Origin of the sequence: Enterococcus sp. AZ188 (genome assembly GCF_050544075.1) — a bacterium.
GTDB lineage: Bacteria > Bacillota > Bacilli > Lactobacillales > Enterococcaceae > Enterococcus_D > Enterococcus_D entomosocium.
Genome location: NZ_CP172943.1, coordinates 1,768,971 through 1,782,370, shown reverse-complemented (window position 1 = coordinate 1,782,370; position 13,400 = coordinate 1,768,971). Strand labels below are relative to the sequence as shown.

Annotated in this window: 15 protein-coding genes; 8 read left to right on the top strand and 7 right to left on the bottom strand. The window is 42.0% G+C overall.

The window, feature by feature from the left end; genetic code table 11:
• The first annotated feature begins 81 nt into the window (after positions 1 to 81).
• The 3 genes from IGI86_RS08310 to IGI86_RS08300 all read left to right on the top strand — a co-directional run bounded on the left by IGI86_RS08310 (position 82) and on the right by IGI86_RS08300 (position 2,621).
• Positions 82 to 1,107 (top strand): Gfo/Idh/MocA family oxidoreductase, encoded by a 1,026-nt coding sequence (locus tag IGI86_RS08310; protein ID WP_430617918.1) that lies wholly within the window; start codon positions 82 to 84, stop codon positions 1,105 to 1,107.
• Positions 1,108 to 1,179: 72 nt separating this feature from the next.
• Positions 1,180 to 1,620 (top strand): heme-binding protein, encoded by a 441-nt coding sequence (locus IGI86_RS08305; RefSeq protein WP_308810356.1) that lies wholly within the window; start codon positions 1,180 to 1,182, stop codon positions 1,618 to 1,620.
• A 23-nt stretch (positions 1,621 to 1,643) separates the two neighbouring features.
• Positions 1,644 to 2,621, top strand: a complete 978-nt coding sequence (locus IGI86_RS08300; protein WP_430617917.1) for a Gfo/Idh/MocA family protein — start codon at positions 1,644 to 1,646, stop codon at positions 2,619 to 2,621.
• 62 nt (positions 2,622 to 2,683) lie between these two features.
• Here the strand turns inward: IGI86_RS08300 and IGI86_RS08295 are convergent, their stop codons facing one another.
• The gene (locus IGI86_RS08295) at positions 2,684 to 2,872 is read right to left on the bottom strand and encodes a hypothetical protein (RefSeq protein ID WP_005226063.1); all 189 of its coding nucleotides are present in this window, start codon (positions 2,870 to 2,872) and stop codon (positions 2,684 to 2,686) included.
• Positions 2,873 to 3,052: 180 nt separating this feature from the next.
• On the opposite strand from IGI86_RS08295, the gene IGI86_RS08290 reads away from it, so the two are divergent.
• The gene (locus IGI86_RS08290; protein WP_430617916.1) at positions 3,053 to 4,378 is read left to right on the top strand and encodes a dihydrolipoyl dehydrogenase family protein; all 1,326 of its coding nucleotides are present in this window, start codon (positions 3,053 to 3,055) and stop codon (positions 4,376 to 4,378) included.
• Positions 4,379 to 4,620: 242 nt separating this feature from the next.
• On the opposite strand, the gene IGI86_RS08285 is transcribed toward IGI86_RS08290, so the two are convergent.
• The 4 genes from IGI86_RS08285 to IGI86_RS08270 form a co-directional block, all read right to left on the bottom strand.
• Positions 4,621 to 4,788 carry a hypothetical protein gene (locus IGI86_RS08285; protein ID WP_005235914.1) on the bottom strand — a complete coding sequence of 56 codons (168 nt, stop codon included), beginning with the start codon at positions 4,786 to 4,788 and terminating at the stop codon, positions 4,621 to 4,623.
• 308 nt (positions 4,789 to 5,096) lie between these two features.
• A complete protein-coding gene (locus tag IGI86_RS08280) occupies positions 5,097 to 5,891 on the bottom strand; it encodes a hypothetical protein (protein WP_430617915.1) in 795 nt (264 codons plus the stop codon).
• Entirely contained in the window at positions 5,881 to 6,420 is a 540-nt protein-coding gene (locus tag IGI86_RS08275; RefSeq protein WP_005235917.1) for a sigma-70 family RNA polymerase sigma factor, read from the bottom strand. The genes IGI86_RS08280 and IGI86_RS08275 overlap by 11 nt, the downstream gene beginning before the upstream one ends.
• Before the next feature lie 61 nt (positions 6,421 to 6,481).
• Entirely contained in the window at positions 6,482 to 6,874 is a 393-nt protein-coding gene (locus IGI86_RS08270) for a hypothetical protein (RefSeq protein ID WP_087664137.1), read from the bottom strand.
• 161 nt (positions 6,875 to 7,035) lie between these two features.
• Here IGI86_RS08270 and IGI86_RS08265 point away from each other — a divergent pair, with 161 nt between their 5' ends.
• Entirely contained in the window at positions 7,036 to 8,280 is a 1,245-nt protein-coding gene (locus tag IGI86_RS08265) for a glycosyltransferase (protein WP_430617914.1), read from the top strand.
• A 15-nt stretch (positions 8,281 to 8,295) separates the two neighbouring features.
• On the opposite strand, the gene IGI86_RS08260 is transcribed toward IGI86_RS08265, so the two are convergent.
• Entirely contained in the window at positions 8,296 to 8,781 is a 486-nt protein-coding gene (locus tag IGI86_RS08260) for an AmiS/UreI family transporter (protein ID WP_430617913.1), read from the bottom strand.
• Positions 8,782 to 9,122: 341 nt separating this feature from the next.
• Here IGI86_RS08260 and IGI86_RS08255 point away from each other — a divergent pair, with 341 nt between their 5' ends.
• Positions 9,123 to 9,377 (top strand): LexA family protein, encoded by a 255-nt coding sequence (locus tag IGI86_RS08255; RefSeq protein WP_016620130.1) that lies wholly within the window; start codon positions 9,123 to 9,125, stop codon positions 9,375 to 9,377.
• Between the two features lie 32 nt (positions 9,378 to 9,409).
• Here the strand turns inward: IGI86_RS08255 and IGI86_RS08250 are convergent, their stop codons facing one another.
• Positions 9,410 to 10,396, bottom strand: a complete 987-nt coding sequence (locus IGI86_RS08250) for a DNA/RNA non-specific endonuclease (protein ID WP_430617912.1) — start codon at positions 10,394 to 10,396, stop codon at positions 9,410 to 9,412.
• 409 nt (positions 10,397 to 10,805) lie between these two features.
• On the opposite strand from IGI86_RS08250, the gene mgtE reads away from it, so the two are divergent.
• Positions 10,806 to 12,170 carry a magnesium transporter gene (mgtE, locus tag IGI86_RS08245; RefSeq protein ID WP_034878560.1) on the top strand — a complete coding sequence of 455 codons (1,365 nt, stop codon included), beginning with the start codon at positions 10,806 to 10,808 and terminating at the stop codon, positions 12,168 to 12,170.
• 152 nt (positions 12,171 to 12,322) lie between these two features.
• Positions 12,323 to 13,264 (top strand): ribosome small subunit-dependent GTPase A, encoded by a 942-nt coding sequence (gene rsgA, locus IGI86_RS08240; protein ID WP_430617911.1) that lies wholly within the window; start codon positions 12,323 to 12,325, stop codon positions 13,262 to 13,264.
• The last annotated feature ends 136 nt before the right edge of the window (positions 13,265 to 13,400 follow it).

Sequence of the window (13,400 nt, the reverse complement as noted above, 5' to 3'; positions counted from 1 at the left end):
AGAACCTGTTTTTGGCAAAAGACTTCTCATTTCGAAGGATATCAGCAATAATCAAGCTATCAATTCATAGGAGGCGTCACAATGTTAACTATCGCATATCTCGGAAACGGAAAAAGCACCAATCGCTACCATCTGCCTTTTTCAACCAAGCTGCAGGATAAGATCAAAGTAAAGACGATCTATTCACCAAGCGGCAAGCTGACCTGGCCAACACTAGAAGGCGTTCATTACACCTCTGACTTAGAGGATATCTACCGTGATCCTGAAATTCAATTAGTTGTGGTCACGACCCCCAGTCATTTGCATTATGAATTAGGCAAGGATGTCTTGCTCCATGGGAAAAATGTCTTGATCGAAAAACCTTTTACGGAAACTTCGGCACAAGCAAAGGAATTGTTCGCACTGGCGCAAGAGAAAGGCTTATTTGTGCAATGCTATCAAAATCGCCGCTTTGATTCCGATTTTTTGACTACGCAAAAAGTGATCGAAAGCGGCGTGCTCGGAGATCTCTTAGAAGTAGAGATGCATTATGATTATTTTCGTCCAGAGATTCCACGGTCAGTGACCGAATTTTCATTGAATACTAGCTACTTGTACGGACACGCTTGTCATACACTGGACCAAGTGATCTCCTATTTTGGGCAACCAGACGATGTCCATTATGAGGTTCGGCAATTGCTTGGAAAAAATCGCATGAATGATTACTTCGATTTGGATCTGTTTTATGGTCGAATGAAAGTCTCTGTCAAATCTAGTTACTTCCGATTAAAAGAGCGGCCTAGTTTTGTCGTTTATGGCGAAAACGGCGTTTTTGTAAAACAAACGAAGGATCGACAAGAAGAGCATCTAAAACAGTTTTATCTCCCAGATCATGCCGATTTTGGGATTGATTTGCCAGAGCACTATGGCGCACTAACTTATATGGATGCTAACGGTGACTACCATGAAGAAAAAGTCATCTCTGAAATTGGTGATTATAGCCGTGTGTACGAGGGCGTCTATGAAACGATCATCCATGGCAAAGAGAAAATCGTGAAAGACGAAGAAACGATTTTACAAATCGAAATGCTAGAAACAGGCATCAATCAAATGATCACTGAGTCATAAGGCAGAGTGATTACGAGGCTTTTGACAAACAAAGCGCCTGAAGGCATCAACTGACTCAACGTAAAGGAGTAGATACGAATCGAATCTTCAGAAATCCTGCAAGAAGAACAGCAGCTGCAGTTTGCTCATTTTGACAATGACCTCGCATTGCGATTGGTAATTGCCATTGATCAGTACGTTAAAAGGAACTACCCGAAGCCTGTAGGGATCAAAGTTGTTCATCATGGCTTGCCGATCATTCGATTTTTAATGGCAGGGCGAAAAGAAAGCCCTTGGCTTGAAAGAAAAGAACGAACGGTACTAGAAAGCGGGCATAGTTCACTATACGTCTATGCGCAAAAAGATAGAGATATACAATTTGCTAAATGGGCACAAGACGAACATTATGCAGTTTGTGGTGGTGGTTTTCCAATTATCGAAGATAGAGAAGTCACTGGTGCTATCTGTGTGTCAGGTTTGGCCCATTTAGAGGATCATAAAGTGATCACCGAGGTATTGAAACAAATGATCTAAGAAGATAGAAAAGGGGAAGCAAGATGAACTTAGCGATTTTAGGGGCAGGCATGATCGTCCATGATTTTTTGACGGTGGCAGGGGATGTCCCGCAGCTTGAACTGCCCGCTATTTTTGGGACAGAAAATGATTTAGAGAAAATGAATCACTTAAAACAGCAATACGGGATTCAAACCGTCTATACAGAGTTAGGGGCATGTTTGGCGGATCCCTCCGTTGACACCGTGTATGTCGCATTGCCCAATCATTTGCATTATTCCTTTGCCAAAGAAGCGATCCTCGCTGGCAAACACGTCATTTGTGAAAAGCCATTTACGTTGCAGGCACGAGAATTAGTAGAATTAACAGAATTGGCTGCTGCCCATGGGGTGCTTTTGATGGAAGCCATCACGAATCAGTACTTAGCCAACTACCAAGGAATAAAAGCGCAGCTTGAAACATTGGGAGAGCTGAAAGTGATTGAATGCAACTATTCGCAATATTCTTCTCGTTATGATTCATTCAAAGAGGGAACCGTTTTACCTGCATTTAACCCAAAAATGGGTGGTGGGGCATTGATGGATATCAATATCTATAATATTCATTTTGTGGTCGGGCTTTTAGGAAAACCTAAAAGTGTCCGCTATTTTGCTAATGTCGAAGAGGGGATCGATACTTCTGGCATGCTGTTTTTAGACTATGAACAAACAAAAGTCGTTTGTATTGGCGCCAAAGATTCGACAGCGACGATTCGCTCAACGATCCAAGGGACGAAAGGATCGATCATCGTCAATGGGCCGACGAATATGCTTGCCAGCTATGACGTTGAACCGGTCAATGGGGAAAAAATCCATCAGGATCAAAGCGTTCACGGACATCGTATGTTTGAAGAATTTGCCCGTTTTGCACAAGCCATTCACGAAAATGATCATGTCTTTGTCAAGGAACGTCTTGCACATAGCAAGCTGGTGATGGAAGTAGTGGAAAAAGCATTGGCAGATGCCCAGATTGTATTAGGATAATCGCATCAATGTGGAAAGACACCAGCTTCTTAGAGAAGTTGCTGGTGTCTTTGTCTGTTGTCTTATTTTTTCTTCTTTAAACTCAATAAGGTTAGTGGGATACCCAAGGTGAGATAGCCGACAATTGTCATCAAACAGACGACCAGCCAAAAGTTATCTACTGCTAGAAACGCAATCAGGCCATAGGCCACCAGAATCGAGAGGAAATAAAAAAGAAAGAGCTGAAAAAAACGTTTAAAACTCACAGTCATTCATTCTCCTTTGTCGTTAAACTGACAAGAAAAGTATACCATATCAAACGCAATTTTAAGGGATGATTGTGATCATTCGCAGGAGCCGTTAAAGGCGAATTGTTTTGTGGGCTGACCGTGATTCGCTATACTTGAAGGGAAGAGAAAGAGCAGGATTTTTTTAAGAGAAGGAGGAGACAGATGAAAAAGGTGGATGTACTGATTATCGGAGCGGGTCCAGCTGGTACGGCTGCTGCCTATGGGTTAAAAGCCAAAGGAAAGACAGTGGCGATCGTCGAAGCTGATTTATGGGGTGGCACGTGCCCCAATCGCGGGTGCGATCCGAAAAAACTACTGATGCGAGGCGTAGAAGTCAAAACAGAGGCGAAACGTATGCAAGGCAATGGCGTTCAAGGGCAGGTATCCATTGATTGGCCGGCACTGATGGCGTTTAAGCGCTCGTATACTGATCGTGTGCCGGAGTCAACCAAACAAGGGTTACTAGCAGAAGGAATCACTACTTACTACGGACAAGCCGCTTTTCGTGATGCCCATACGGTCGTCGTGGAGGCCGAAGAGATTCAAGCAGAAAAAATAATCATTGCGACAGGACAGCGTCCAGCCGTACTACCAGTCGTCGGCAAGGAGCATTTACAAAACAGTACTGATTTTCTTTCCTTTGAAAAGATGCCAGCAACGATTGCTTTCATAGGTGCTGGATATATTACCTTCGAATTGGCGATGATCGCTCAAGCAGCAGGTGCTGAAGTTCATGTGATTCATCATAATGACCAGCCACTAAAAGGATTTGATGCTGAATTGACCGCAGAAATGGTTCGTTCAATGCAGGACCAAGGTGTTTCGTTTCACTTTAACCAGAACACACAGCGAATCATGAAAGAACAAAACCACTATACAATTCAGACACAAGCGTTGTCTCTCACCGTAGAAGCAGTGATTGGTGCCACGGGACGCAGACCCAATAGCGATCAGCTGCAACTGGAAAAGGCAGGGGTAGAAACGTCAAAACAAGGGATCGTTGTAAATGAGTTTTTGCAGACTAGTCAAACACACATCTACGCAATCGGAGATGTGCTAGCGAAAAAGCAGCCAAAACTGACGCCTGTTGCTAGTTTTGAAGCCGCCTATCTTGTCGAGCATATAGATGACCAGAAAACGCCCATCCGCTATCCGCTAATCCCTACGCTGGTTTTTGGTGCGGAAAAACTGGCAAGAATCGGAATCAGTGAGCAAGAGATTGCCGATCATGCCTCAGAATATCATAGCGAGGTGATGGATCTTTCTTCTTGGTACACCTATCGACGAATCAATGATCAAGAGGCAAAAATCAAATTGGTTTATGACACATCTGATACAATCGTTGCTGTCACGATTTTTTCTGCATTGGCGGATGAGTTGATCAACCACTTCGTTTTTGTGTTGGAAAATCAGCTATCGAAAGAAGCACTGGCACAAATGATTTTTGCCTACCCCACACCTGCTAGCGATTTGTCCTATTTTCTATAAATAAACAAACAAGCCTGCGCTAGTTTCCGCTAGCACAGGCTCTAAATTATTATGTCCGTATTGACTATAGTCCGTGAACCTTAAATGAACCTTAAAGTTAGGCTGGGTTTCATTTAAGCAATGTCTTTGTTTTCTAGTAACCCTAGGTTTAGGCTTTTTTTGAAAGCCGACGGACAGCAACAATCAGTAAGATCGCTGACAAGAAGAGTCCGACCAAATAGATGATGAAAATAGAATCTGGCTCATAGTGCCGATAATTGAATATTTTTACCATAAAAAAGAGAAACGGGATCGCTGCAATAAGGGTTGAAACGAAACGTTTCCGCCATTGTATGAAAAACGATCCAATCACTAGAAAAAGACAAAACGGGATCCAAAAGACCAAATGTCCGATAAGTTCGATTTTTCACACCTCCTAGCAAGTAAAATCATCATAACGTTTCTTCCTAAAAAGCAAGCGTGAATGAAAAAATAATCTCATTAGGCATGTATGAAATTATGAGTGGAGTCTTCTGAAAAGTTCACAAGAAATCTGAGAATTTCAAAAGGAAATGAAAAAACGGGCGGTTAGGAATGTCCCAATAGTCCGAGACAAGAAAGCACCTCTTGCAGCATTCGTTTTCACTTGAATCCTGCAAGAGGTGCTCTTCCGTAGAAAATCTGGCGCTTTATTCAATTGATATCAAAGAAATGATTAGGAAGGAACGGCAGTCTTTTTTTATGGCAAGATGTTCTTACTATAAAAAAGGGAAATGACCATACCTATGTCCAACAGATCCTTATAATAAAATCCTTTCAGTGGCCCAAAGTGTAAGAAAAATCCGAGAATCAGTAATACAAACAGCAGCAGGAAGAGCAGGTTGAAAATGGTCATCAAGCGAAAACTGAAATGCCAATTACTCAAGAAATACTGATATTTGGCTGCTCTGTAAATTTTGTTTTGAATTGGAATTTTCTTGAGTGCAGGGATCGATTCATGATAGGACGTAAATAATTCGTAGTCTTTTTTCGTCAGCACTTCTGAGAAAATGTGCGTCCCCGCTTGAAAGTCGAAATAGCCCCAATGGAATTGTTCTTTATCCTCTGGTGATTCGTGCTTCATCAGCTTTCTTGGCTTGATGGTGAACGCCTTGATGTTCTCATAGGGGTAACTGAAATAGGTGTTACTTTCTAAATAGTCGATGATGACCAGAAAAAGCATTCGGGTTTCTGTGAAAACCAACAAACGATTGCCGCGGGTATCATGAAAGATGTCACGGTATGCTTTTGCTTTCTCAGTTGTTGCATACGCATAGGCGCCAAGCCCTTGGTTGGCGAAGGCGAGGTTTCCATCTGGCGTCAAAGGCAGATAGCCAAGAATCGTTTCGTCTTTTGCTAAAAGCGTCCGAAGCTCCTCTAATAGATCTTGCAAGAAAACATATTGTTTGGACAGCTCGAAGGTTGTTGCTTTTTCTTGTTCAGTTACTTTTATCAGTGATTTATTTTCATTTAAGACTAACTGTTTAAAATCCATCGATAGTCATCCTTTCTTTTAAGCGTTTGCGGCCACGGGAAAGACGATTGTAGATTGCTGAGACATTTAAGTCCGTCTGCTCTGCGATGGTTTCGGGTGATTCCTGATAAAAATAGTAGAGCAGAAAGATCCTTTGATCAAGGGCTTCAAGGTCTTCAATAAAGCCCAAAAAGTTTTCCTTTGTTAAAGGTGATTCTTCAATAGCTAGTTCCTGCTCATCAACAGGTTTTTCTTCCAATGAGCGCTTGTTCAACTTTCGCTTGTGGTCAATCGCACGACTACGACTGATCAAAAGCAGCCAAGTAATCAAGCGGCTTCTGTCAGGTTGATACGCAGCAATCTTTTGCCAAACCTCGTAAAAAACTTCGTTCGCTACATCTTGGCGCTCGCTCACTTCATGCGGTTGCGAGAGGACACTATGGATCGTCCTCAGCATGCTATCACCATAAACAGCTAACAGTTCTTCTAAGCCGGCATAGTCTTTCTTTTTGATTCGTTCAATGATTTCTTCATCCTGCACCTTTTTCACCCCTTCACACTATATACGAAGAATGTTTGCCTTTTCTATCAGAAAAAGAAAAAAACCTCTGTTAACGAGGTTCATGTTCTTTGGCCAGAAGATCTGTTGCCAAGCGCTGGGCCAAATATTCCCAAAGAATGCCGCCAAAAAAAGCGCCTATCATATAAAGAATGACTGCTTGCAGCTCCAATGGATTATTTGCTAGCCAGAAAGAAAATAGCGAGCCGATGATGAATAGGTAGCTGCCAAAAAGCACTTGCCGCCACGAGCGTTTTTTAACAAACTTGCTAATGAGAAAGGTTGAAAGGATCATCAAGAGAATTTGGATGAATGCCAGCGAAGGCAAAAGTGCAAAGTCAGAAACAACCATTTCCCAAAATTGTTGAATCAAGAAAAAGTAAGCAAAGAGAATGAGCCCGCGTGAGAATATACTAAGCCGCAAGGAAGATATTTTTTTTCGCATTGGTTTACTCCTTGAAAGGTTTTCTTTATTATAGCAAATTTTTAGTTAAACAATGTAAAAAGATGAACGAGAAGGTCTGCAAAAAACTTCTCCTAAGTATGCGCTCTTTTAGTATACTTGAAAGAAACGAGTGGATGGACTCGATACATGAGGAGGATTGCATGCCAATGATTCTTTTTGCACCTGCGGTATTCAACTTGGCTGAAACGACACGGATGATCGAAGTCGCTAAACAAATGCAAGGAAATCACCACTGTGAGTTCTTTGGTTTTTCAAAGACCTTTGCTTCACTTATCATTGAAAGTGGTTTTACGTACCATTTATTGACGCCGACTCTTACAGAAAAACAAGAGGAACAGATCATAAAATTAGATCAACTGCGCTCATTCAAAAATCCCTTCACCAAAGAGATGGTTGCTGCGCGTATTCTGAGCGAAAAAAAACTGGTCGACAAGCTTGCTCCTCAGGTGATTGTAACTGGATCGAATGTCACGATCTTTCTATCTGCTCGCAGCAAACAGATTCCCTTAGTCTACGTAAAACCCTATGCGATGAGTGATCCCTTTTTTCGATCAGATAGCGCGTTTATCCCTTCTAGTTTGCGTTTCTTCGGACCGTTAAGGAAACCACTTTGGTATTGGACAAGAAAACAATTGGTAAAATCCCGCTGGATGCCCCGAGCATTCAAACACGCTGCCCAAACAGAAAAACTTTCTATGCCTGAAACGAGCTTACGAATGATGGACGCTGATTTAAATCTCATCACCACTCCTGATTTATTTTTAACGAAAGAGCAGCTGCCAGAAAACTATCAAATCGTTGGGCCGATTTTTGCGAAGCTCGGGTCTTCTTTACCAGACGAAGTGTTGACTTTTATTCAACAAAAGCGGCGGGAAAGAAAACGAATCGTTTATTTTGCAATGGGCAGTTCGGGGAATCCGCGCATGGTGCGAAAAATCTTAGCTTTCTTACAAAACCGTCCGGAACTAGCGATCATTGCTCCGGTTACGCATCTACTCAAGGGGAAACACAACGTCTCAGAGAATTTGTTCCTGACCGAATATCTGCCAAGTCATCTATTGCATGAGCATATCGATTTTTCTTTTATCCATGGTGGGGAAGGGACTGTTCAAACAGCTTGTGCCTCTGGGAAGCCGTTTATCGGAATCGGGATGCACTATGAGCAAAGCTGCAATATTCAGTACTGCGTGGCGTATGGCAATGCAATTGCACTGACAAAACCAGTAACTGAGAAAAAGCTGGAAACTGCTCTGACAGAGGTTGGAGATCTGAAGATTTGCCAACAAGCCTGCCGGCTAAAGAATCATTTCCCGACAAATGGTCCTCAGAAGGCGATGCAGGAGATTGAGCACTTTTTAGAAATAAACAATAGTGATTATCATTGAGATAATCACTATTGTTTAATAGAGATCTAATAGCATCAGCAAACCTGGGACCCACGTAGTGAAGATACCGCAAGCGATCGCAAAATAATGAATCTTACGACCAAAGTTTACCTTCACGATCGTATCCAAAAAGCCGCAAAGCCATAACGCTCCCCAGGTTAACCAAATCATTGCAAAGAGCGGATCTTGCTCCCATTGCCAAGAGACCCAGGCAAAAGGCAAGGTATTGATGGCTACGAATAGCGCAAAAATTCCATAAATCCGTAGATCCAAACCAAAGAGATAAATAATTCCTACTAGTAAATACGTGAAGGCAAAGAGAAAGCCTGTGCCTGCTTCATAATAAGCACCTTGGAGCATATAGATTAGATTGATAATGAAAGATAACGAACCTGTAAAAAGATTAATTAAAGCAAGTGAACGATAGTCAATGTGAAGTAAACTTCCCCAGCCGTTGATTATCAAAGTAATTCCTACAAAAAATAAGCCGATCCCTAACATAAAATCCTCCTTTACTTAAATTTAGAATAACAAATTCCAAGAAAAAATAATACCTTTATTTATTTTTATGTCAATAAAAAGGAAAATAATTTTCAAATTTACTATTTTTTGCTGTTAAATTTGATAAAATCAATAACAAAGAGCGCTGCTTGCCGATGTTTTTCTCGTTAAGGGGAAAATTCCAGTGTTTAAAAGGAACTTTAACTCGTTGGAAGAATGGGAAAAGAGAGAGGAACAATAGATTTTCAGTGTATTAATTGGACAAAAAGCTGACGAGGCAGTAGCTTATCGGTTTTTACGAATTTGCAGCAGTGAAGACTGTTTTGCGGAAAGGAGGAATTATGCCGAGAAAAGATCGAATCTTACTTTTTATTGACGAATATATGCAAGCTCAAGGTTGCGCACCTACCATACGAGAAATCTGTGCCAATGAAGAGATAAAAACAACTTCTTTGGTTTATCGTCATTTATTGCGTCTTGAAAAAAGAGGCCTGATTTACCGAGCTTATCGCTTTAAGTCACGTTCGGTTCGCTTTACAGACGAAGGGAAGGCCTATGTCAAAGTGTTGCGACAAGCACAAGCCAACGAAGAATAAATAAAACCAAAATAAAAAAGCCTTAGGCTTTTTTATTTTGGTGCACGGTAGCCGGCAGCTTCCGCTTCAGCGATGGTTTTGAACCATTCTTTCGGGTTGGTAGTATCCTCGTAGTATTTAGATCCGGGCAAATGATAGATGCCGCTTCTTGATCCTTTGATCAAACCGTTTCCTTGTTGATCGACATATTCTTTCTGTTTTTCCTCTGTTTCACTGCTTTGAGAAGTGGCTGTTGTCGTGTTGTTTTCACTACTTGTAGCATTCTCCGGCTGCGTCATATCTTCGTTGGAAATCTCGCTGCTACCATCCGCATAGTTGATTGTGACACCATCTTGGATGTTGAAGATATAATAGTTGAATTGGATCGTATCCTCGCCAATAGATTTGGCTTGCATCTGTACCCCACGGGCAACCAGCTCGTCATCGCGATAGATCGGGGTGACGGAATATCGGACATAATGATTTTTATCTTGCTTGAGATAATAGTTGATATCCATTTCTAAGCGCAACATCTCGGGATTGTTCAACTGACTTGTCCCTGTGATCAGATTCTTCCAGTTTGCATTTTCGCCAGCTAAAGCAAAGCCAATCAAGTGGGTTCGATTATATAAATATTTCCCATTGGGGAGCTGTTTATTACGCCAACCTGTCGGTTTCACACTGGAAATATCGCCACGCTTTTCCGTGGGCATCAAGGATTGATTCAACATTGCTTCAGCAGAGGTCGCACGATTGAGGTGATCGAGGTCGCCGTATGCTTCCCAGGCGCCATTTTCAAGGGAAAGATCATCTTCTGAAAACTCAGGAATGTTCTGATTGACTTCAATCGTTTGGGTGCCTTGGTAAGTTAACTGTGCCAGCTCATCTGCACGAATATCCTTAGCAGAAGTGATTGCCACTTCTGATGATGGTGTTTTGTGATTTGGGAATAGATCATTACTGTGTAGGAGACTAAATCCGACTGCTGCGAGTGCGAGAAGCGCAGTGACCGATCCGATAAATGTTTTTTTCTTTGCCATCTTTTTTTGCCTCTCTTTTCATTGATGTATAGTTAGCATAAACGGGGAGTAAAAAAACTGCAACCCATTCATCATACCATTTGCATGGAGCGTTTTACAGAACTTCCAGGTTTCTTTTGCTTTTTGATCTCAAATGTTCTTAACCCACTTTCTTTACCAAGGGAACATGCCTGAATGGTTTTTTTTATTTGCAAGTCAAATTTTTCATGTTTTAAAAAAACTATGTGATATAATGAATAAAGTTGTTGCTATTTCCCTTTGATGCTTGTTTTAATAACAGGCATCTCCAGCTGCGGAACGAAATTTCAGCTGTATAGCACGCAACCTTCAAACGAAAGAAATCTGGACAATTTTCTGAACGATTTCCTTTCTTTCTTTGAGCAAAATTACAGGAGAAGGAGTGTATCCCATGAACCAGCAAGAAACCATCTTACATTATTTAAATCAGAAAGACTCTGAAAAATTAAAAGAACTCGTATCAGGAATGGAAGAGCTGCCGCTGTTACAATTGTTCAGCAATTTATCCGCGGATGAAAAAGTGATCGTTTTCCGACTATTACCGAAAGATAAAGCACTTATCCTGTTTGAAGATTTGACACCAGCTACACAACAACACTTATTACGCTCTTTCACCGATGAACGGGCAACCGAGTTTGTGAACGAAATGGCACCAGATGTCCGGGTAAGACTCTTGGATGAGTTGCCAGCGACCGTAACACAAAAACTTTTACAATCAATGGCACCGGATGAACGTGCTGCAACAAACCTCTTATTAGGGTATGAGGCTGAGACTGCTGGACGTTTGATGACACCGGAATTCATCACATTGAAAAAAGATATGACGGTCAATCAAGCGTTAGAAAAAGTGCGAATGCAAGCCAAAGAAAAAGAAACGATTTATACGCTTTATGTTACTGATCAAACGAAAACATTAGAAGGTGTTTTGTCACTGAAAGATCTCTTAATGGCGCAAGGGGATCAACTCATCAGTGAAATCATGTCCCAAAAAGTTATTTATGTTACCACGGACACGGACCAGGAAGAAGCGGCACGTTTGCTAAATGAACTAGATATCATTGCGCTACCAGTCGTAGACAAGGAATCGCGAATCGTTGGGATCATCACTGTCGATGACGCCATCGATGTCATCGAGCAAGAAACGACAGAAGACATGTTTAATGCTGCTGGTTTAGTCGATGTTGCTTCTAATGAAGCAGACCGTAGTAACGTTCTGATCAACGGCAGCCTTTGGCAAATTTGGAAAGTCCGATTGCCGTTCCTAGTGATCACTTTGGTTGCCGGTCTTTTAGCTGGGGTAGTCATTGATGAATTTGAACAAACATTGGAATCGGTGGCAGCCGTTGCGATTTTTATCCCTTTGATCATGGATATGGGTGGAAACGTTGGTACACAGTCCTCAACTGTTTTTGTTCGCGGGATGTCATTAGGGCATATTGATCTTTCGACCTTCACTCGCCATTTCTTTAAAGAAGTTTGGATCGGCTTAAGTCTAGGTTTGATCGTAGGGGTCATCTCTGGGGTTGCTGCATCACTTTGGCAAGGAATCCCGATGTTAGGTGTGGCTGTTGGTATTTCGTTAGTTTTTGCCATGACCTTAGCCGCAGCACTTGGTTTCTTAGTCCCGTTTGTACTGATTAAACTAAACATCGACCAAGCAGCCGGTTCGGCACCGATCATCACATCGATCAAAGATATCGCCGGCTTGTTTATCTACTTCGTTTCAGTAAATGTTCTTTTGGGTCATTTGCTTTAGCATACTGTCCGTTCCGGTGGTATAATAAAGCGACATCACATGATGAGCACAACATAGAAAGGGGAAATGTCTTATGACAAATCAAATGAAGCAACATCAACTCGGAGGTTTCTCTTTTTAAGTGCGGCCTCCTAACTAACTGGAGGGAAATCATGGAAAAACAAGGAATTGTGGTCTTTCAGGCCAAAGATATCGCAAAAGTCCGCTTGACCACAGGAGAAGAATGTTTAGCAACGGTTTCAGGAAAATTTCGCCAACAGGCACTAGCGCCAAAGGATTATCCGATCGTTGGTGATTCTGTACAAGGACAGGTGTATGATCAAGATCATTTCTTGATTGATGCTTTGCTGCCACGAAAAAGTTTTTTACAACGAAAAGTAGCTGGAAATCGCACGGACGAGCAAGGCATTGCGGCGAACATCGACACAGTTTTTATTGCAACTAGTGCCAATGAAGAATTCAATTTGGCTCGATTAGAGCGCTTTGTAACGATCGCTTGGGACAGTGGGGCTAATCCGGTGATTCTCTTGACCAAAGCCGATCAAGTTACTGCTGATAAAAAAGCAGAGCTGCTGCAAGCATTAAACGATGCATTTGGTGTGAAAACATTTGCTACGTCCATTTTTGAACCAAACGAATTGCTGATGGAAACGTATTTTTCTGACGGACAGATCAGCGCATTTATCGGTTCATCTGGGGTCGGAAAGTCCAGCTTATTAAATCAGCTTATGGCGCAAGACGTTCAAAAAACCAATGACATACGAGAGGATAGTCGAGGACGACACACGACGACGAGTCGCCAGTTGTTCACTCTGTCCTCTGGCGCAATGATCATTGATACTCCTGGCATGCGGGAAGTTGGCATCAGTACCGTCCGGTCAGCTTCGATCGACCAATCCTTTGAAGCGATCAGCCAGTATGCTGAAGGTTGTTTTTTCAGAGACTGTCGTCATGAAACAGAACCGAAATGCGCGGTCAAAGCGGCCATTGCTGCCGGTGAACTTTCAGAAGAAGCTTTCGCCCGCTATCGTAAAATGGAAAAAGAACTGGCGTATTTGAAGCGAAAAGAACAGATCAAAGAATTGAAAAAGTAAAAGTTAGCACTCCTTTCTTTAAGAGGAGTGCTTTTTTGTACGTGTTAAGAGAGTCTTGTTGAGTAAAGAAGAGGGACGTAGACAATGTCCTTGTGTTTTCACGAAAAGTCGGCCAATTCCACTGGGCACTACATGC